18 protein-coding genes are annotated in these 20,407 nt (G+C 65.7%); 4 read left to right on the forward strand and 14 right to left on the reverse strand.

Annotated features, from left to right (window positions below; translation table 11 throughout):
- From IAG25_RS07955 to IAG25_RS07980, 6 genes are all read right to left on the reverse strand, one after another.
- Positions 1–1,266, reverse strand: a complete 1,266-nt coding sequence (locus IAG25_RS07955) for a fimbrial protein (protein ID WP_187604354.1) — start codon at positions 1,264–1,266, stop codon at positions 1–3.
- A complete protein-coding gene (locus IAG25_RS07960) occupies positions 1,263–2,657 on the reverse strand; it encodes a type II and III secretion system protein family protein (protein ID WP_187604355.1) in 1,395 nt (464 codons plus the stop codon). Before IAG25_RS07960 ends, IAG25_RS07955 begins: the two co-directional genes overlap by 4 nt.
- Before the next feature lie 24 nt (positions 2,658–2,681).
- Positions 2,682–3,605 (reverse strand): Flp pilus assembly protein CpaB, encoded by a 924-nt coding sequence (gene cpaB / locus IAG25_RS07965; RefSeq protein WP_187604356.1) that lies wholly within the window; start codon positions 3,603–3,605, stop codon positions 2,682–2,684.
- A 33-nt stretch (positions 3,606–3,638) separates the two neighbouring features.
- Entirely contained in the window at positions 3,639–4,097 is a 459-nt protein-coding gene (locus tag IAG25_RS07970) for a TadE/TadG family type IV pilus assembly protein (RefSeq protein WP_187604357.1), read from the reverse strand.
- A complete protein-coding gene (locus IAG25_RS07975; protein ID WP_187604358.1) occupies positions 4,094–4,588 on the reverse strand; it encodes an A24 family peptidase in 495 nt (164 codons plus the stop codon). The genes IAG25_RS07970 and IAG25_RS07975 overlap by 4 nt, the downstream gene beginning before the upstream one ends.
- 150 nt (positions 4,589–4,738) lie before the next feature.
- Positions 4,739–4,915: a Flp family type IVb pilin gene (locus IAG25_RS07980; protein ID WP_187604359.1), complete on the reverse strand. Its 177-nt coding sequence runs from the start codon at positions 4,913–4,915 to the stop codon at positions 4,739–4,741.
- 587 nt (positions 4,916–5,502) lie between these two features.
- Here IAG25_RS07980 and IAG25_RS07985 point away from each other — a divergent pair.
- Both IAG25_RS07985 and IAG25_RS07990 read left to right on the forward strand, forming a co-directional pair.
- Complete coding sequence (locus IAG25_RS07985; RefSeq protein ID WP_187604360.1) at positions 5,503–6,918, forward strand: collagen-like triple helix repeat-containing protein; 1,416 nt, start codon at positions 5,503–5,505, stop codon at positions 6,916–6,918.
- 98 nt (positions 6,919–7,016) lie between these two features.
- Complete coding sequence (locus tag IAG25_RS07990; protein WP_187604361.1) at positions 7,017–8,729, forward strand: ShlB/FhaC/HecB family hemolysin secretion/activation protein; 1,713 nt, start codon at positions 7,017–7,019, stop codon at positions 8,727–8,729.
- Between the two features lie 44 nt (positions 8,730–8,773).
- On the opposite strand, the gene IAG25_RS07995 is transcribed toward IAG25_RS07990, so the two are convergent.
- Together IAG25_RS07995 and IAG25_RS08000 are read right to left on the reverse strand one after the other, a co-directional pair.
- The gene (locus tag IAG25_RS07995; RefSeq protein ID WP_187604362.1) at positions 8,774–9,061 is read right to left on the reverse strand and encodes a DUF4148 domain-containing protein; all 288 of its coding nucleotides are present in this window, start codon (positions 9,059–9,061) and stop codon (positions 8,774–8,776) included.
- 128 nt (positions 9,062–9,189) lie between these two features.
- Positions 9,190–9,633 carry a MarR family winged helix-turn-helix transcriptional regulator gene (locus tag IAG25_RS08000; protein ID WP_035509686.1) on the reverse strand — a complete coding sequence of 148 codons (444 nt, stop codon included), beginning with the start codon at positions 9,631–9,633 and terminating at the stop codon, positions 9,190–9,192.
- 145 nt (positions 9,634–9,778) lie between these two features.
- Between IAG25_RS08000 and IAG25_RS08005 the strand changes: the two genes are divergently transcribed.
- A complete protein-coding gene (locus tag IAG25_RS08005) occupies positions 9,779–11,320 on the forward strand; it encodes a DHA2 family efflux MFS transporter permease subunit (protein WP_187604363.1) in 1,542 nt (513 codons plus the stop codon).
- 27 nt (positions 11,321–11,347) lie between these two features.
- On the opposite strand, the gene IAG25_RS08010 is transcribed toward IAG25_RS08005, so the two are convergent.
- The 4 genes from IAG25_RS08010 to IAG25_RS08025 form a co-directional block, all read right to left on the reverse strand.
- Complete coding sequence (locus tag IAG25_RS08010) at positions 11,348–13,417, reverse strand: putative bifunctional diguanylate cyclase/phosphodiesterase (protein ID WP_187604364.1); 2,070 nt, start codon at positions 13,415–13,417, stop codon at positions 11,348–11,350.
- Between the two features lie 106 nt (positions 13,418–13,523).
- On the reverse strand, positions 13,524–14,795 hold the full coding sequence (cls, locus tag IAG25_RS08015; RefSeq protein ID WP_187604365.1) for a cardiolipin synthase: 1,272 nt from the start codon (positions 14,793–14,795) through the stop codon (positions 13,524–13,526).
- A gap of 100 nt (positions 14,796–14,895) precedes the next feature.
- Complete coding sequence (locus tag IAG25_RS08020) at positions 14,896–15,705, reverse strand: DUF4410 domain-containing protein (protein ID WP_187604366.1); 810 nt, start codon at positions 15,703–15,705, stop codon at positions 14,896–14,898.
- Positions 15,706–15,940: 235 nt separating this feature from the next.
- On the reverse strand, positions 15,941–16,753 hold the full coding sequence (locus tag IAG25_RS08025) for a hypothetical protein (protein ID WP_187604367.1): 813 nt from the start codon (positions 16,751–16,753) through the stop codon (positions 15,941–15,943).
- Positions 16,754–16,951: 198 nt separating this feature from the next.
- Between IAG25_RS08025 and IAG25_RS08030 the strand changes: the two genes are divergently transcribed.
- Positions 16,952–17,740 (forward strand): SDR family NAD(P)-dependent oxidoreductase, encoded by a 789-nt coding sequence (locus tag IAG25_RS08030; protein WP_035509673.1) that lies wholly within the window; start codon positions 16,952–16,954, stop codon positions 17,738–17,740.
- Positions 17,741–17,742: 2 nt separating this feature from the next.
- Here the strand turns inward: IAG25_RS08030 and IAG25_RS08035 are convergent, their stop codons facing one another.
- Entirely contained in the window at positions 17,743–19,167 is a 1,425-nt protein-coding gene (locus IAG25_RS08035; protein ID WP_187604368.1) for a UdgX family uracil-DNA binding protein, read from the reverse strand.
- The gene (locus IAG25_RS08040) at positions 19,167–20,378 is read right to left on the reverse strand and encodes a putative DNA modification/repair radical SAM protein (RefSeq protein ID WP_187604369.1); all 1,212 of its coding nucleotides are present in this window, start codon (positions 20,376–20,378) and stop codon (positions 19,167–19,169) included. Before IAG25_RS08040 ends, IAG25_RS08035 begins: the two co-directional genes overlap by 1 nt.
- Positions 20,379–20,407 lie beyond the last annotated feature (29 nt).

A 20,407-nucleotide genomic window follows, 5' to 3' on the forward strand; every position in this document is an offset into this window, starting at 1 on the left:
CTATGACCGTCTGAGAAAGTTGGGAAGGAGATGCGCGACGTTGATCGCCGCGCGCGCGCTCAGCCGCCCGCCGCCCGCCTTCGGCTCGTGCGCGGCTTCATCGGGAAGCTCGCCATGCAGACGCGCGAGACGCGCGACCAGCGGTGCGAGCGCGCGCACGTAGGGATCGCGTTCGGCGCAATCGGCGAGGAGGCGCCCCTGATTCACCGCGCGGCCCAGCGCCTGCGCGCGCTCCGGCAACACGCCGACGAGCGGCAGATCGAGCCGCTGCGCCAGTTGATCCGCGCCAAAATTCAGCGCGGCATCGAACTTGTTCACGACGAGACCGATCTTCGCGGGCGGCGCGTTTTCATCGGCGGGGCGCAAGGCGTCGAGCAGCGCCATCGCCGATACCGCCGACGCGACGTTCGCATCGCAGACGAGCCATGCTTCGTCCGCCGCCTGCAAGGTCTCGCCGACGAATTCCGTATTCGAGAAGCCGCACAGATCGACGATCTGATGATCGAAATACGCGCGCAGCCGATTCAACGTGCTCACCGCCGACGCGAACGAGATCGCGCGCATTTCCGCGAGATCGGCGGGCAGCGTCGTGAGCGCGAGGCCGCTCGCGTGACGCGCGAACGCGGTGTTCACGAAGGTGTCGTCGAAGCGGCGCAGGTTGCGCACGGCATCGACGAAATGCAGCTCGCAGCGCATGTCGAGCAAGAGCGCGCTGTCGGCGGCGGGCAGGCCGAGATCAAGCAGCGCCATCGCGCGGCCCGCCCGCGTGCCGCGCCTTTGCAGACTCACCGCGAGATTCGCGGCGAGCGTGCTCACGCCCACGCCGACGCGCGCGCCGAGCAGCACCGTCAGCTTGCCGTGACGGCTCGGCGGCTCGCCGCGCGCAAGCGGCCGCTCGTCGATGAGGCGCTGCGCGATCGCGAGAACATCGTCGCCGGGCCCGCCGATATCGATGAAATCGCGCACGCCCGCGCGCAATGCCGCGAGCGCCGGGGCGGGCGTCGCGAGCGTGCCGAGCGCGACGATCGGCACGTTGGGAAAGGCATCGCGGGCGGCGTGGGCGAGCGTGCTCGCGCCGGCGTTGCTGAAATCGACGAACACGATCGCCGGCGCGCTTTCACCGATGCGCGCGACGAATCCCGCGGCATCGCACGGCGCGGCTTCGACCGCGCCCGCGTCCGCCAGCGCGCGTTGCAGCCAGTCGCGGCGCGTGGCGTCGGGGCTCGCGCAGAGAAAGCGTGTCGGCGGCGCGGAGGCGGCGCTCATCGCGAGAACCCCGGCGCGGCATCGGACGACAGCGCCCCGCCGATGAACGAACGCCACACCGGACCGTCGCGCTGTTCGGATTGCTGGCCCGGCGTCGACGGCAAGGCCGCATTCTTCGCGATCGGCGCGACGAGATGCGGCGTCACGATAATCACGAGTTCGCGATCCTGCTGCGAGTACTGCAAGGTCTTGAAGAACGCGCCGATGATCGGCAGATCGCCGAGCAGCGGCACCTTGTTGACGTTGGAGGCCGTTTCGCGATCGACCAGCCCGCCGATCACGAAGCTCTCGCCATCGCCGAGTTCGACGGCGGTTTCCGCGCGGCGCGTGGTGAGCGCGGGCACCGACACGCCATCGATGGTGATCGCGTGCGCGAAGTCGAGCTGGCTCGCTTCGGGCGCGACCTTGAGCGCGATGCGCTCGGGGCCGAGCACCGTCGGCGTCAGCGCAAGTCCGATGCCGTAGGGCTTGTAGACGATGGTCGTCGTGCCGAGCGATTGCGGCACCGGCACCGGAATCTCGCCGCCCGCGAGAAAGCTCGCGCTTTGCCCCGACAGCGCGACGAGCGTCGGCTGCGCGAGCACGCGCGCGAGGTTGTTGCTCTCGAGCAGGCTCAGGTTCGCGAACAGCCCGCGCGAGGTCGAGTTGAGCAGCAGATTGAATGCGGAGCCGATCGGCGATGTCGCGGTCACGGCGAGCGGACTGGTCGCGCCGCCCGTGACGCTCGTGAGCGCGCTCGGCGCGAAGGTGCCGAACGCGAAGCCCGCGTGGTTCTGCGAGAACAGATTGAAGCCCGCTTCCTTGAGCACGGTCTTGCTGAACTCGACCACTTTCACATCGACCTGGACGACGCTTTTCGTTGCCACCGCCGACGCATCGACGAGCGCGCCGTCCTTGCCCACCGACGCGCGCGCCGCCGCCACCGCGCGCTGATGCTTGTCCATCGTCGGCGTCGTGCCGGTGAGCACGGCGGTTTTTCCCAGCACGCGCACTTGCGGCGCTTCGGCGTCGGCGAGCGCGGCGCTGGCCGCCGCCGCGACCTCGACCGTGTACGACAGCGGCGCATCGCGGCCGCGTTCCCACAGCATCAGGTTCGTCGTTCCGGCCGATTTGCCGACGAGCAGCACGCCGCCGCCCTTCAGCACGTTCACATCCGCGACCGACGGATCGCCGACCGCGACGCGCGTGATCGTCCGGCCGCGCGCGAGCGGTTTCTGCGCGCCCGTCGATAGCGCGATGACGCTCGCGTCGGCGGTTGAAAACGCTTCGGCTTGCGAAGCATCGCGCGATGCCGCGTACACATCGACGGCGAGCGCGGCCGCCACGCATGCGGCGAGCGCCGCGCTCTTCCATCGATTCGATCCGGTGCTGCGTTGCCGTTTTCTTGTCATCGTTATGTATGGCCTGCGGTTCGTTCAATACGCGACGCGTTCCGCGCGCCCGCCGCGAATCACTTCGATCTCGTCGCTCGCTGGCGGCCGTGCGCTGCGTGGCTTATCGACGGCACGCGCCGCGACACGCGCGCCCGCGAGCGTGCCGAGCGAAATGCCTGCGGCTGCGCGATCGGCGGCGCTGTCGGCCCGCGCCGATGCATGCAGCGGCGCGAACGCGGGCGGCGCGGGCGTTTCGTCATCGGTGGCATTGCGCAGCGCGAGCACAAGGCGGCCCGCGCTTTCCGCGAGCGTGAGCGCGTCGATATCGGCGGTGCGGATCGCGAGCACCGCCGTGCGCGGGCTCGCCTGAGCCGCGCTTTTTCCCTTGGTCTCGCCCGATCCGAGCGACGCGTCGCCCATGCTCAGCACACGCACCTTCGACAACAGCAGCCGCGCCTGCGTCGCCGCGATCTCGGCATCGCCGTTCGCCGCGCCGCCCTCGCGCTTCAGCGTGAAAAACACGTCGACGTAATCGCCCGGACGCACGTAGTTGCCGACCGCATTCGTCTCGTCGATGCGCACGGCCACCGCGCGCTGGCCCGCCACGACGACATCGGCGAGGCCGCTCGACAGCACGTCGGCGGTCAGCGGCGCGCCCTTTTGCACCGCCGAGAGCGGCACGCGTCCGACCAGCGCGGCGCTGTCGCCGAACGCGCCCGGTGACGATTCCGCCTGCATGCGCACCGTGAGGGCGTCGGCGTCGATCGCCTTGCCCGCGGGCAGATCGCGCGCCGCGACGACAACCGGCACGAGACGCTGCGGCGTCGCCATCGCCGATGCATGCGCGGGCGCGCGGTCATGCTCCGGCGCGGGCGAGGGTTCGCGTGCGAGCATCACCGCGAAGATGCCCAGGACGAGCGCGAGCCCGAATAGCAGGATGGCGAAGGTGCGGGTGAGATGGGCCATGACGTCATCAGAAGTGGATGCGAACGCGCGCGCTCATAGCACGTTGTCCGGATCGAGTTGAACCATCGCGCGCGCGACGAGCGCATCGGGCAGCGCCAGATCGAAGAGCGGCAGCGTCGGCACGAGCGGCCGTTGCGCGTAGCCATAATCGAGCGTGATTTCGATGCAGCGCAGCGTCGCGTCATACGCGCACGGCGCGGGCGCGGCGCTGCATTGCGCGAAGCCCGCGAGCCAGTTCGTCAGGCCCTTCGCGGTCTCGCACGCGGCGGCGCCACGGCGCGCGAGGGCGTCGTCGACGCTCTGTGCGTTCGCCTGAAAGCGCAGCGCGGCGCGGGCGCCTTCTTCGGCCGCGAGCGTCAGCGATTGCTGCGCGACGAAGATGAGGCTGTAGGTGACGATCGCGTAGAAGACGACGAAGAACAGCGGAAACACGATCGCGAATTCGATCGCCATGTTGCCGCGTTGAGCGTGACGGCCGGGCCGGCGCGTCATGCGTGCGCTCCGGTCGCGACAAGCGCGAGATGCCCGATCGCGGCCGCCGCCAGCAACGCACCGTACGGCGTGCTGTTGCGCCTGCGTTCTTCGAGCGTCGCGGTGTCGGGGAGATCGCGCAATGCGAACACGGCGCGGCGGCGCGCGAGCAGCACGAGTGCATGCACGAACGCCGCGAGGCTCGCCGCCACCCAGATCCCGACGAGCGCACGCGGTCCGCACCACGCGCCGAGCACGGCGAATGCCTTGACGTCGGCGGCGCCCATCATGCCGAGCACATGAAACGGCATCAGCGCGACGAATCCCGCGCCGAAGCCGATCAGCGCGATGCCGATGGATGTATCGAAAGGAGAGATGTGCGCGGCGGCAAAAGCGAGCGCGCACGATGCACCCACGATAATGAGCGCATTCGGAATCAGCCTGCGCCGCCAGTCGAATATAACGATGGCGAGCGCCCAGGCGATAAATATCGCGGATTCGATTGAAAGCATGGCAAAGCGAAACCCTCATCCGGTTTAATACGGATGCTTGATTAAGAGACGCCCGATAATAGGAATGCCCGCGCCGGAATTAACCGGCGCGAATTTCCGCGATTAGCCGATCAGGCGCGAACCGAATAGCGGAGAATGCCGCTCATCGCTTCAAGACGTGGTTTTCGACAGCTCCGTCTTGATCGCCTCGAACGTGCTTTTCAGTTGAGTGGCGACATCGCCGACCGCCGTCATGATCCCGAGTGCGAGGACACCGGCGATCAGTCCATATTCGATGGCGGTAATCCCGCGGCGGTCGCGAATGAATTGCAGGATGTTTGCGTTCATTTTTATGTCCTCGGTCTGGTGCTGCTTCTCTCTGGCCGCATATGTTTTTCCGCCGTGCGTCGGGCAGGCGCGTGCAACGCCCCCGGCCGGACCACACGTCGAATGTGCATTACAACTCTGATTTTCTTGTCGCCTTCTCTCTCGATAACACCTCGCGAACGTTTGCCAGGGAAAGAGGTTTCGGTTAGCCGATTTATAACGCAAGCCTATCTCAAAATCAATTATTGTCTGACCGTTTATTTGGACGCGTCCTTTACGAATGCTGCATTTTGGCAACCGTATCCGGAATATCAGTAGAAGCAACTGTTTCGCGCGATGACACAGAGCATTTATTTCCTGCTTATCGGCAGCACAGCGCGATTGCGTAACCCAGCGCGGCGTAACACAGCCAGCCGTTCGTAACGTTACATAAGGCGCTGCGGAACCGATTTCACAAACGACGGTAAAGCCCGCGCTTCTACGTAAGTCCTTGACGCGTGGGATCAAATCGCTCACCGATTCATCGACCGCCCTCTTTGTCCGTGCGATGGCACACCTAATGCAGTTAATTCCCCGCGGTTCGTTCAATACAAGACATCGAGGGCCAAATGAATACGAGGAATATCGGACGCGAAATTCTGGCGAAGACCGTCATCGCGGCGGCGGTCGCCAGCGTGCTCGCACTCGGCGCATGCGGCGGGTCGGGAACGATGAGCAAGTCGGCGGGTTCGGGCGCGGGGTCCGGCGCGATCGCGACCGGCGATGGCGGCGGCTCGGGCTCGGCTGGCGGCAGCGGTTCGGGAACGGGGTCGGGCGGCGGTTCGGGGACCAGCACCGGCAGCACCGGTGGCGGCAGCGGGGGGACCGGCGGCGGAAGCGGCGGGAGCGGCGGCAGCGGCGGATCGGGCAGCGGCACGACCCCGCAGCCCGTCGCGGCCGTCGCGGACAAGACCGGCAACGTGGTGTCCGCCGCTGGCGGCGCGGTATCGGGCGTCGGCACGGCGATCGGATCGACGGCCGCGCCCGGCGTCGGCGCGGGCACCACGAAAGCCGCCGGCGATGTCGTATCGAATCTCGGCGGGGCCGTGTCCACGCTCGGCGATGGCGTCTCGGCCGGGCTCGGCACCATCGGCACGAGCGCGAATCCGGTGGGCACGACGGCGGCGAGCCTCGGCGGCGTCGTCGAAAAGACGGGCGCGACGGTATCGAGCGCGGGCACGCTCGTCTCGAGCATCGGCAGCGGCGCGCTGTCGCCGCTCGCGCCCGTGACGACGCCTGTCGGCAGCATCGTCGGAATCGCGGGGAACGCCGTCACGCAGACAGGCGGCGTGCTCGGCCAGACGCTCACGAGCGCGCCCGTGCAACAACTCACGCAGACGGTCAGTCAGGCAATCACGCCGATCACCGCGCTCGCCGGTTCGACGACGCAGACCGTCGGCGCGGCGAGCGGACTCGGCACGCCCGTCAACACTCTGCTGACGACGCTCGGCGGCACGCTCAACAACGCGGGCAAGAACATCGCCGCGACGGGCGGCAATCCGGTCACGGCGGGCGTCGGCAATCTCGTGTCGACGACGGGGCAGACGGTGGCATCGGCGGGCGGGCTGGTGCACGGCGCGCCGGGGGCGAGCCCGCTTGCGCCGCTGACGGGCGTGCTCGGCGGGGTGAGCGGATCGGGTGCGGGCGGCGTGCTTGCGCCCGTCACGGGGGTCGTCGGCGGACTGACGGGCGCGACCGGCGCGACCGGCGCAGCGGGCGGCGTGCTCGCGCCTGTCACTGGCGTCGTCGGCGCATTGACCGGCTCGCCGGGCGCCGCGGGCTCCGTGCTCGGCACCGTGACATCGGTGACAGGCGTGGTCGGCGTGACCGTCGCGGCCAACCAGGGATCGGCGACGGCGGGTGCGGGCGCAGGCGCGGGTCTTTCGACGACCACCGGCAACAACACCGGCAGCGCGAACAACGGCGGCTTGCTCGGCGCGGTGGGATCGCTCGTCGGCGGCGTGTTGGGAGGCACGCGGCGCTAGTCATCACGCTCACCGGGGAGCGAGGTCGATGAACGGCCTCGCGCCCCGCATCGACGAAGAACGCGACGACGTTCTCGCAACCCTACGAGGGCATCACAATGAAGATCCGTGAATGGACACGGGCGCTCATGCTCGCCGCGCTTGCGGCGCCGATCGCATCGCATCACGCTTACGCTCAGACGCAGCCCGCGCCGCGCGCGAATCTCGGCGGCAATCCGCTCGACGCGCTGCCGCAGGTCAACGCCCCGCCCAAAGCGCCGGTCTCGGTGAACGTCGCGCCGCCCGCCCCCGCGCTCGATGCGCTGCTCGCGCGTCATCTCACGCCGACGAAGATCGAGATCGAAGGGGTGAAGGCGCTGCCGTTCGCGCAGATCGCCGCGCGCTTCACGCCAGTCGTCGGCAAGGACGTGACCATCGGTCAGTTGATCGAGGCCGCGAACGGCGTCACCGCGCTCTACAAGGAGCACGGCTACGCGCTGTCGTTCGCGTTCGTGCCGGCGCAGACGTTTCAGGACGGCGTCGTGCGGGTGACCATCGTCGAGGGATATATCGCGAAGGTCGTCGTGAAGGGGAACGCGGGCGCGGCGGAGAAGCGCATCCGCGCGGTCGCAGAGCGTCTGCAAGGGGACCGGCCGCTGACGCAGGCGAGCTTCGAGCGCTATATCAACGTGCTCGGGATGATTCCGGGCGTGAAGACCAAAGCGACCGTCGCGCCGCCGCAGAATACCGATGGCGCGACCGCGCTCGAACTCGATGTCGAACGCAAGCCGTTCAATGTCAGCACCGGCATCGACTTCAATCATCCGGGCGTGCAGGGCATTCTGAGCGCGACGGAGAACGGCATGCTCGGCCTCGGCGAATCGCTGACGGCTTCCGCGCTGCTGCCCAAAGGCCGCGACGATCAGACGTATTACGCGGTGAACGGCGCGTTGCCCATCGGCGCCGACGGCTTCACCGCGAAGATCGATGCCTCGCATTACCACGGCCACCCCGTCGACAATCCGGGCCTGCCCTCCTATATCGAGCGCACGGTCGTGAACGACAAGCTCGCGTTTTCCGGCGTGTATCCGTTCATGCTGAGCAATGCGCGCAGCGTCGTCGGCACGGCGACCGTGTATGCGTCGCACGACGAAGACCGCCTGAAGAACACGATCGCGGCGGGCAATCCTTATCTGTCGCAGCGCTCGCAGATTCGCGTCGCGCAAGTGCAGCTCGATTACACCGGCATCGGCACGGGCATCGTGCGGCGCGCGAGCTTCAATGTCGCGAAGGCGTTCGACGTGCTCGGCGCATCGAAGAGCGCGCAAACCAATATCGCAGGCTATGCGCCGGTCAATCCGGTTTCACTGACGTTCGTGCGCACCGGCGCGACCTACACGCAAAGCAACGAATGGCCGTGGAAAATCGGCACGGTCGTTTCGATGACCGGCCAGTATTCGCCCGATACGCTGCCGACCTCCGAGCAGATCTCGTTCGGCGCGCAGCGTTTCGCGCTGGGTTATCAGCCGGGCGAGGCGTCGGGGGATTCGGGCTGGGGCGCGTCGTTCGAAGTGAACCGTCCGATCGGCGCCGACATGACGTATCTCAGAAGCTTCACGCCATACGTGATGGTCGATGCCGCGCGCGTGTTTCTGCACGGCGGAACGGCGAATCCGCGCAGGTTATCCTCGGTGGGCGTCGGCTTTCGGGTGTCGGATGCGAAGCACTACAGCATCGATTTGTCGGTGGCGAAGGCCGTGGGCGACGCACCGGTCGAGAGTTCGTCGCGCAGTCCGCGGATCAACGCGACGTTGTCGTATCAGCTCGACTGAAAACGCGGGAAGCGTCCCGCGTCCTCACGCTACGAATCGACAGATCACGGCGCCGACGCCGGGGCCGGCTTTCCGGCCTTCTGCGCGTTGATCTTCGCCTGCGCGTTCTGCAGATTCTGCGGATAGTTCGTCTGTTCGCCCGCCGGGTTGTAGCCGTTTTGCTCCAGTTGCTTCAGCTCGGCATTCTTCTTCGCGCGCGCTTCCTTGCTCTGGGCCTTCTTGATCTGCTTCGGCGTGGATGCGGCCGTGTCCTGCGCCTGCGCGACGGGTATCGCGACGAATGCGGCGACGGACAGCGCGAGGACGGCCAACGGTGCGGTGCGTTTCTTCATGATCGATCTTCTCCGGATGGATGGCGACAGTTGACAACAGCGCTTGCGTGGATCGCGCAAGCAATCCGCGATCCACGCGCGGCACGTTAGCACGACGCGCCGAAACCGGCAGAGGCGGCCACGACCGCTCAACGGTCGACGATGCGGCTCAGATTCCCGCGCACCCGTTGCAGCAGCGCGATGAGTTGCTCGCTTTCCTGCCGGCTGAAACCCGCGAGCGCCTCCGACGTGATCTCGTCACCGACGCGCCGCGCCTTGTCGAGCGCCTTTTCCGCCTTCGCGGTCATGCGGACCTGGCGTTCGCGGCGGTCGTCGGGATTGAGGCGCCGCTCGATCCATCCGCCCTCTTCCATGCGGTCGAGCAGACGTCCGGCGGAGATCGGCGCGACTTCGAGCAGTTCCGCGAGCCGCGCCTGATTCACTTCGCCGTAATGCGAAAGATAGGCCAGCACGCGGCACTGCGCGCGCGTGAGATTGAGCGATGACTTGGCCAATACGTCGAAACGATTGCCGCACAGGCGGTCCACGTCCGCGACGAGAAAGCCGAAGCGCTTGTCGAGTTGGGTTTCCATCGCGCGATTATATGGAAGAGCTTTCGATGCGTGCAGTCGGCGCGCACCCGGTGATTGACCGAATTGCGCCGCGTCGCGCATGGCCTATAATAAGCCTGCTTATCATCACCCTACTTACAAACGCCGCCAGTTCGCGGCCACGTCCATGTCCTCCGAAGTCTCCACGGAAAGCGCCGCGGCGCCCCTGAACCGCGGCATGCTGACCGTCTCGATCATGCTCGCGACGCTGATCCAGACGCTCGACAGCACGATCGCGAACGTCGCGCTGCCGCATATGCAGGGCAGCCTGTCGGCGTCGCAGGACGAAATCACATGGGTGCTGACGTCCTACATCGTCGCGGCGGCGATCGCGACGCCGCTCACCGGCTGGCTCTCCGACCGGTTGAGCGTGAAAAAGCTCCTGTGCATTTCGATTGCGGGCTTCACGGTGGCGTCGGCGTTTTGCGGGCTGTCGGAGACGCTCGCGCAGATCGTCGCGTCGCGGCTGTTGCAGGGCGTTTTCGGGGCGTCGCTCGTGCCGCTGTCGCAATCGATCCTGCTCGACATCAATCCGCGCGAGAAACAGGGCCAGGCGATGGCCGTCTGGGGCATGGGCGTGATGGTCGGGCCGATTCTCGGTCCGACGCTCGGCGGCTGGCTCACCGACAGCTACAACTGGCGCTGGGTATTTTTCATCAACGTGCCGATCGGCGCGTTCGCGCTCTTCGGCGTGACGACGTTCCTGCCCGCGCAGGCCGCGCGGCGCGCGGTGAAGTTCGACGCGTTCGGCTTCGCGACGCTCGGCCTTGCGATCGGCGCGTTCCAGGCAATGCTCGATCGCGGCGAACAGCTCGACTGGTTCGGCTCGATGGAAATCCGCATCGAGGCGCTGCTCGCGGCGCTCAGTTTCGTCTTCTTCATCGCGCATACGGCGACGGCCGGCGCGCGCTCGTTCTTCAAATACCAGTTGCTGAAGGATCGCAATTTCGCGACGGGCACGTGCTTCATCTTCGTGATCGGCGCGGTCATGTACGCGACGCGCGCGCTGTTGCCGCCGATGCTGCAGAATCTGATGAACTATCCCGTCGCGACGACGGGCCTCGTCACGGCGCCGAGCGGCGCGGGCACGATGATCGCGATGCTCGTCGCGGGGCGGCTCCTGAAGCACATCGATGCGCGCTTGCTGCTGCTCTCGGGCTTCCTGATTTCGGCGCTGGCGCTCTGGCAGATGATGCATTACACGATCGTGCTGTCGGCCTCGGATATCGTGTGGCCGGGCGTGATCCAGGGCTTCGGGCTTGGGCTCGTGTTCGTGCCGCTGTCGGCGCTGACGTTCTCGACGCTCACGCCCGAGCTGCGCGCCGACGGCACCGCCACCTACAGCCTCATGCGCAATATCGGCAGCAGTATCGGCATTTCGATCGTGCAGACGCTGATGACGCGCAACACGCAGGTCGCCCACGCGGACCTCGCCGCGCAGGTGACGCCGTTCAATCCCGCGATGCAATCGATCCTGTCCGGCGGCTCCATGCAGGACATGGCGATGCTCAATCAGACCATCACGCAGCAGGCGTCGATGATCGCGTATCTCAACGATTTCAAGCTGATGTTCGTCGCGACATTACTGGTGGTGCCGTTGTTGTTGCTGATCCGGCCGGCGGGCAAGGGTGCCGCGGATGAATCGGTTGCGCATGCGGCGATGGATTGAGGGCGTCAGTGTTTTTTAGAAAGCGCCCTACACACTCACCTCGCCCCGCTCCAGCATCACCCCGAACGCATCGGCCGAAAGCGGCATCGCCAGCAAAAAGCCCTGCATCTCGTCGCACATCATGTCCTGCAACCGGTCGAGCTGCGAGCCCGTCTCGACGCCTTCCGCGACCACGTCCATGTCGAGCGAATGCGCGAGCGCGATGATCGCCGAGACGATCGCGCGCCCTTCCTGCCCGTTCTCGTCGAGTCCGTTCGTGAAGAAGCGGTCGATCTTCAACTGCTTCGCGCGAAAACGCTGCAAGTAGGCGAGGCTCGAATACCCCGTGCCGAAATCGTCGATGGCGATCTCGAAACCATTCTCCTGAAACGCGCGGATCATCTCGATGGTGCGCGGCGCGTCCTGCATCGCCACCGTCTCGGTGATCTCGAACATGATCTGCTCGCTTTGCACGCCTTCCTTGCGCACGATCGTCATGATGTTCTCGACGAGATCCGCCTCGTGCAACTGCCGCGGCGACAGGTTGATCGCCACCTTCACCGACGGACGCCCTTCCGCGCGCCAGTGCGCCAGATGCCGGCAGGTCTCGCGCACGACCCAGTAGCCGATCTGCACGATCTGACCGGAACGCTCCGCGATCGGGATGAATTCGAGCGGCGTCAGCGTGCCGATCTCCGGATGATCCAGCCGGATCAGCGCCTCCGCGCCCGCCAGTTCGCCGCTCCTGCCGCGGAACTTCGGCTGGAACAGCAGATAGAAATGACCGCCGTTCAACGCCTCGTGCAGCGCCTGCTGTATCTGCAAGGTGCGTACCGCCGCCTCGTTCATGCTGGCCTCGAAGAAGCGGTACGTGCTGCGCCCGCCGCGCTTCGCCTCGTACATCGCCACGTCCGCGTGCTTGAGGAGCGATTCGACGCTGTCGCCGTCCTGCGGATAGAGCGCGATGCCGATGCTCGGCATCACCTGCAACGGATGATTCCCGACGAGCAGGCCTTGTTTCATCGCTTCGAGGATGCGTTCGGCCATCTTCTCGGCATCGGTCGGCGCGTGCAGGTTTTCCAGCATCACGACGAATTCGTCGCCGCCTAAGCGCGCCACCGTATCGCCGCCGCGCACGCATTCCTGCAGGCGGCGCGCGAACGCTTTGAGCACCTCGTCGCCGACCGTATGGCCGAGTGAATCGTTGATGGTCTTGAAGCCGTCGATATCCATGAAGAGAATCGCGAAGCGGCTGCCGCTATGCTTCGCGTGTCTGATCGCGCGATCGATGCGCTCGTTCATCGTGCGGCGGTTCGGCAGGTCGGTGAGCGTGTCGAAGGTCGCCATGCGCACGATCTGGCCATTCAGGCGCGACACCGAGCCGGCGAGCAGCGCCGTGCGCGCGTCGAAGCGCGACAGCACGAGCGTGATGATCAGGATCGCCAGCGTGAAAAGCACGATGGTGGTCGCGAGCCAGTTCGCATCGACATCGTTGGCCGCGCCGCAGATCGAGCCCGGCAGGAACTCCGCCGCCGCATTGCCCGTGTAGTGCATGCCGGTGATCGCGATGCCCATCACCAGCGCCGCGCCTGCGCGCTTCCCCAGCACGTTGGTCTGGTTCGCGTCCGAGAGCGTGTGCGCGATCCACAGCGCCGCGCCCGAAGCGATCACCGCGATCGCGATCGATGCGGCGAACAGGCGCGGGTCGTACACGATCGCCGGCTGCATGCGCATCGCGGCGTCGCCGGTGTAGTGCATCGCCGCGATGCCCGCGCCCATCAGCAGGCTGCTCGCGATGAGGCGTCGCGCCGTGAGCCGTCTGCTCGTGATGACGAAGAGCGCGAAGAACGACACGAGCACCGCGATGCCGAGCGACCCGGCCGTGATCTTGAAGTCGTAGCCGAGCGGAATCGGCAGTTCGAAGGCGAGCACGCCGATGAAATGCATCGACCAGATGCCGATGCCCATCGACGCCGCCCCGCCCGCGAGCCAGATGTGCCGGACGCGCGATTGCGCGAGCGAGGCGATCCGGCCCGAGATGTCGAGCGCGGTATAAGAGGCGAGCGTCGCGACTACGAGCGATGTCGCGACCAGCCAGAGGTTGTATGTGCCGTGCATAGTTGCGAATAGCCCGAAGACTCGATTGCGTGAGCGTCTTATCGGCTTACGTCCGGCGATCTTTAGCCCCGGACGAGGAATATTCGCAATGCGCTTTCCGCGAACGTCAAAGCTGCGAATCGAGCAGCGCGGCGACGTGCTCCAGCAGCTTTTCGGCGAGCGGACGGCGGCGCCAGTCGTCGAGCGTGATGCGTTTCGCGCGGGCGACGTCTTCATCGAAAATCACCGTCTGTTGGCGCGCGAAATCGCGGTCGTAGATATTCAGGTTGGCCTCGTCGTTGAGCTTGAACGAGCGGCTGTCGAAGTTGGTCGAGCCGACCGACACGAGATATTCATCGACGACGATGAGCTTGCAATGGAACATCGTCGGCTGATATTCGTACATTTCGACGCCCGCCGCGAGCAGGTCGCCCCAGCACGCGCGCGACGCCTCGCGCACCGTGTGCGTGTCGATACGCTTGCCCGGCGTGATGATGCGCACGCGCACGCCACGCTTCGCCGCCTCGACGATCGCGTTGATGGTCAGCTTGTCCGGCACGAAGTACGCGCTCGACAAGTGGATGGAGCGCGTCGCGGCGGTAATCGCCATGAGATACATCAACTGCATGTCGTCGCTGCCGCCCGAGGGCGAGCTGCTGAACATGTGGGCGCAGCCTTCGCCCACGGCCTCGATGTGCGGAAAGTAGGTCGGGCCGTGCAGCACGTTGCCCGTCGCCTTGATCCAGTTGTCCATGAAGACCGCCTGCATCTGCCCGACCGCGGGGCCTTCGACGCGAAAATGCGTGTCGCGCCAGTGCTTCTCGTCTTGCGCGTGCCCGGTCCATTCCTCGGCGATGCCGACGCCGCCCGTGAACCCGATGTGCCCGTCGATCACGAGCAGCTTGCGGTGCGTCCGGTCGTTCATGCGCCCGAGCCCTGTCCAGTGCGGCTTGTGATACTGGATGACCTCCGCGCCCGCGTCGCGCAGCATCTTCAGATAGCGCTTGTCCATTTTCGACGAACCGACCCAGTCGAGCAGCACGTGCACCGCGACGCCCGAACGCGCCTTGTCGGACAGCGCGTGTGCGAAGTCCTCGCCGATCGCGCCCGACCAGTAGATGAAGGTCTCGAAGGTGATGGTTTCGCGCGCCCCGCGGATGCCTTCGAGCATCGACGGAAAGATCGCGTCGCCGTTCACGAGCACCTCGAAGCGGTTGCCGCCGATGACGGGCGGCCCGAGCAGCAGGCCCATCGAACGGATGAATTGCGGATCGTCGCTCGTGTAGAGCCGTTCGATCTTGTGCTCGATCTTCTTCTCGCCGCTCGTCAGATTCGCGATCACCAGCACGACGACGAGCGTCACGACCACGGTCAGGATAATCAGGGCAATCGTCAGCATGCGTGGGCCTCGCGAAGCGAACATTCGTCCGGAATCATAGTGCAAGCAGGTTCCGGACCGCGCATGTTTCGACTTCGCTGCGCTTCGATCTGCGCTTCGATCAGCTCTTCGCCGGCATCCAGCCCTGTTCCTGGCCGAGCTTGGCGATCTGCTTGGCGATGGTGTCGCCGAGACGCTTCTCGTCGGACGACACGCCCGCGTGCTTCGTCTCCGACACGGCATGCAGCCCGCCCGACACCGCCAGCGAACTCGCGACATGCCCCGCCGCCGCGCCGACGCCCGCCATTTCCGCGACGCCCGGCGCGTGGCCGCTGTCGGCTTTCGCGTCGAACTGTTCGAGCAGTTGCGGCGCGCCATGCGCCGGCTTGAAGACGAGCTGCACGGTCGCGCCGACCTTGCTTTCGCCCGCGCCCAGGCCGATCACCATGCGGCGGCGGCGATTGCCCGCGTCGATCGTGTTGATGCTGCCTTCGACGACCAGCACGTTCTGGTCTTGCGGCGGCGGCACGTCGGCGCGGATCGCGCGCAGGCCCATCGACTGGAGCTTCGCGACGATCTCGTTCGCGACTTCCTCGCGTGCCGCGACTGCATCTTGCGCCTGCTTCTGCGCCTGCGAGTCACCGGACATCGAGGAGCTGATCTTCGAGATCAGGCCGTGGTTGTCGAGCTTGACCTCGCTTGCATCGCTCGCGAAGGTGTAGACGTAGATGTTGTCGGGACGCACGGCGGGCGCGGCCGCGACGGTCTGCACATACTGGCCGCCGTACTGGTTGTATTGGCCCGATGCCTGCGCGGGATTGCTCGCGCAGCCGGCGAGCAGCGCCGTGCCGACGACCAGGCCGGCGAGCGCCGCGCCACGCGCTTTCTTGAAGACCGCGTTGAGCGACGAGAGTTTGATCGAGCTGGACATGTTGCGCCTCCGTACCGGCCGCGCCGGCAATTAATGTGTGGATTCGTGGATGCGTGACACGGCTCTCGGTTCTCGCTGCTGCTTTCGTTCTCGATCACGCAGACGCAACTATGGGCGATGGCCGCGGCGGAGGCTATCGAGCATTTATGTCGCGGGGTTTCACGAGCCGCTAACGCCCGTGGGACAAGGCTTACGCGGATTCTGGAACCTAGCGGATCGATTGGATTGACGCGCCCTATCCAGGCGTGTTGTGACCGGCTTCATTGCGCCTCGATTCGAACCATCGGCCGAAGCTGCCTTCGAATTTCACGCTGCCCTGATGGATCAGACTGGAACGCGTGTCGATGACCGGCCGCACGCCGATTCGCGCCACGCGCCGGCAGAACGCGTAATCCTCGGACAGATAGAAACCCGTTTCAGGATCGATCATGGTGTCGAAGAACGCATAGTGGAAATCAGTGGCTCCACGCGTGGCGGTTACACCCAGATCGCTTTCGTAGGGCGTGTAGCGTAAGTCCGGAAAGTGCCGCATGAGAGCGACGAAAACCTCGCGTTTGATCAGCATGAAGCCGGTAGGCGCATCGACGACTTCGAGGAAACCGTCAGCGTCCGGGGCATCGGCGGCCACGCGTGCGCTGACCGGAAACCGGCTATAGCGCGCACGGAAATCGGAATGCCGCGTGCCCGCTGGCAATGCCTCTTCGAGACCGCCTTGCGGCCAGCCATCGGTTTTCTTCGGATAGACGCCCGCCGCGACCAGACGGTCCGCCCGCACGAGCCGCAGCACGTCGGCGGCCGTGAAGCCGATATCGCTGTCGATCCACATCAGGTGCGTGAACTCCTCATTCGCGAGAAAGTTCGCGACCATCACGTTACGCGCCCGCGTGATCAGACTTTCGAAGTTGTTAAACCCCACGGTGAAGGTAATTCCGCTGTGGAAACGGCTGTTCACCAAATCGAGCAGGCCGTTGATGTAGCACGTCGTGGCGGAGCCTCCGTAGCTCGGCGTCGCGATATAGATATGCGTCGGCTTGACAGGCGCGTTCATGGGTTTCCACGGAGGAGATCGATTACGCGCAGTATAGTTTTTTTATTCTGTGATCCTAACTAGAAAGCTCCTAAGTGCAGGTTATATCGTCAATGATGCGCACGGTTGCTGCAAACCGGTCCGCTTCTGGTTACCATCCTCGGAACCCGTCGCGCAGGCGCGTCGACGCAATCCGCAAACTCGTTCGAAGGAGCAGAGATGGATCTCAAGATCGCCAACAGGCTCGCGCTGGTATCCGGATCGACTAAAGGCATCGGTCATGCGATCGCCGTGGCGCTGGCGCGCGAAGGTGCGCGCGTGATCGTCAACGGCCGTTCGCAGGCGTCCGTCGATGCGGCGCTCGCGAAACTGCGCGAACTCGTGCCGAACGCGCAGGCCGAAGGCTTCGCCGGCGACGTCTCGGACGCCGCGCAGGTCGCGGAACTCGTGAAGCGCTTTCCTCAGGTCGATATTCTCGTCAACAACATGGGCATCTTCGATCCGAAACCGTTCGAGGAAATCGCCGACGAGGAATGGCTGCGCTTCTTCAACGCCAACGTGATGTCGGGCGTGCGGCTCGCGCGCGCGTATCTGCCGAAGATGAAGGAGCAGAACTGGGGCCGCGTCGTGTTCATCAGCAGCGAAAGCGGCATCCAGATTCCCGTCGAGATGATTCACTACGGCATGACGAAATCGGCGCAAATTTCGATCGCGCGCGGCCTCGCGGAAACCTGCGAGGGCACGGGTGTCACGGTCAATTCGGTGCTGCCGGGGCCGACGAGCTCCGAGGGCGTCACCGATTTCGTCGAGAAACTCTCGGGCGGCAAAAGCTTCCACGACTTCGAGACGCAGTTTTTCGAGGAAGCGCGTCCGACGTCGATTCTCAAGCGCTTCATCACGCCCGAGGAAATCGCGAACATGGTGGCGTATGTGTGCTCGGAACTCTCATCGGCGACGAACGGCGCGGCGTTGCGCGCGGACGGCGGCGTGATTCGCGCGGCGTTCTGAGCTTACTGGCTGCCGAGTTCGCGCGCCCTTTCGAGCGCCTCGACGATGGCCGCGACGGTTCGTTCGCGCGCGGCTTCGTCGTTCTGGCGCAGCGCATACGACGGGTGATACGTCGCGACGACCCATTTGTCCCGATACGGCACGACGCGCCCGATATGCGCCGATAACGTCGCGCGTCGTCCGAAAAGCGCCGCCAACGCCGTCGCGCCGAGCGTGACGATCACGCGCGCGCCGACCTCGTGCAACTCCTGTTCGAGCCAGTACGAGCACGCTTCGACTTCCTGCTGCGCGGGCGTCTTGTGCAGACGCCGCTTGCCGCGCGGCTCCCACTTGAAATGCTTCACCGCGTTGGTCAGATAGACCTGCTCGCGCGGCATACCGGCACGCTGCATCGCGTCGTGAAGCAGTTGCCCCGCCGGGCCGACGAACGGCTCGCCCTTCAAATCCTCCTGATCGCCGGGCTGTTCGCCGAGCAGCATGATGCGCGCATCGGACGGACCCGCGCCGCGCACCGCCTGCGTCGCGTTGCGCCACAGATCGCAGCGGCGGCAGGTGTCGAGCGACGTGGGCGCGTCGCGTTCGGGCTGCGCGTCCTGCGCCTGCACCTGCACCGCCCTGCCGCCGAGCGCGCCGACGCTTTGCGCCTGCGCGACGCGTCGTGCGCCGCCGCGCGCATCGCTCACGAGTTTCGGTATCAGCGCGCCTTCCGGCAGCCCTTTCCAGAAACGCACCGGCATATGCTGTTCGAGCGCGGATTCGTTCAGGCGCGCGGGGTTGAAAATGCTGCCGTAGTAGGTCATCCAGAGCGCTTCGGCGGCGTCGGGCGTATCGACCGCATGTTCCGATGCCAGCGCGCGGCGGCGTTCCAGTTGCAGGCGCTCGCCGTCGAACATCGCGGCACCGTCGGGCGTCGCGATCAGCCACGTCGAGCGTCCCATGCGCGCCGCGAAATGCTCCGCGCCCCAGGCGAGCACGTCGTGTCCGGGCTCGTACCACGCGACATATTCGGGCGCGCCGAGCGACGCCTCGCGCTGCCGGAAGCGCACGTACGCGATCATGTCGTGCTGTGCGCGGCGCACCGCCTTCGCCATCTTGTAGAGGCGCGCGCCGTCTTCATCGGCGGGCGATGCAACCGCGCGGTCGCCTTGCGCCCAACGCCAGAGAACGCGATAGAGAAAGCTCCAGCGATGCGAGTCGCGGAAATGCGCGGCGTCCTTCAACAGCGACGCGAGTTCGCGTGACACGCGAATTTGCGGTGCGTCCGCCGCGTTTGCCCCGCTTACCGATTGCGCCGGTTCGCTGAACAGCGCCGGTTCCCCTTGCGGCGTGCGCCAGTCGATCGATTCGGGCGTGAGTCCTCGCGCGAGCGCATCGAGCGCGGCGGCGCGCCAGGCGTCGAAATCGTCGTCGATGAGGAGGACATGCATCAGATCAGCGAAAGCTGCACGGGCTCTGTGGCGAGCGCGCGCCGGAGATTGTCCGAGGGCGCCTCGCCGAGCGGCGGCCGGTAATCCGCCGTGACGACGAAAGGCTTCACCTTGTCCATGGCGCAGCGCAATTTCACGAGATCCTGATAGCGCACGCGCCGCGCGCGCCGCAACTCGACGATCCGCTTCGCGTTGCGCATGCCGATGCCCGGCACGCGCGCGATCATGCGCGCGGGCGCGATGTTCAGATCGACGGGAAAGCGGTCACGATGCGCAAGCGCCCAACCGAGCTTCGGATCGATATCGAGCGGCAGATTGCCGGCGTCGGCGAGCAACTCGGCGGCCGCGAACCCATAGCCCCGCATCAGAAAGTCGGCCTGATATAGCCGATGCTCGCGCAAAAGCGGCGGCGCTTTCGACGGCACGCCGGACGGGCTGTCGGGGATCGGACTGAACGCCGAGTAATAGACGCGCTTTAACTGATATGAGCCGTAAAGCGTTTCAGCGGTGCCGAGGATCGTGCGATCGTCGGTGTCATCCGCGCCGACGATCATCTGCGTGCTTTGCCCCGCCGGCGCGAAACGCGGTGCGCGCGGCTCCGCTTCCGACTCCTCGCGCGCGACGCGGATATTGCCCATCGCCAGCTTGATCGTGCGGCCGCTCTTTTCGGGCGCGAGACGCTCGAGGCTGATTTCCGTCGGCAACTCGATATTCACGCTCAGGCGGTCAGCGTAACGTCCCGCTTGCGCGATGAGTCCGGGATCGGCATCGGGAATCGTCTTCAGATGGATATAGCCGCGAAAATGATGCTTCTCGCGCAGCGTCTTCGCGACGAGGCCGAGTTGCTCCATCGTGTAGTTCGATGAACGAATTACCCCGGAACTGAGGAAAAGGCCGTCGATGTAATTGCGGCGATAAAAGTCCAGCGTCAGGCTAACGACTTCGTCCGGCGTGAAGCGGGCGCGCGGCACATTGCTGGACCGGCGGTTGATGCAGTAACGGCAGTCGTAGAGACAAAAGTTCGTCAACAGAATCTTGAGCAGCGAGACGCAGCGGCCATCCGGCGTAAAGCTGTGGCAGATGCCTGAGCCGGTGCTGGCTCCGAGGCCGTCGATGCCGCGCGACTCGCGTTTCGGCGCGCCGCCGCTCGCGCATGACGCGTCGTATTTTGCAGCGTCGGCGAGGATTTCGAGCTTTTCGGAGAGATCCATCTTGAATATGATACTGTATGTATATACAG

This window comes from Caballeronia sp. EK (assembly GCF_014384845.1).
Taxonomy (GTDB): Bacteria; Pseudomonadota; Gammaproteobacteria; order Burkholderiales; family Burkholderiaceae; genus Caballeronia; species Caballeronia jiangsuensis.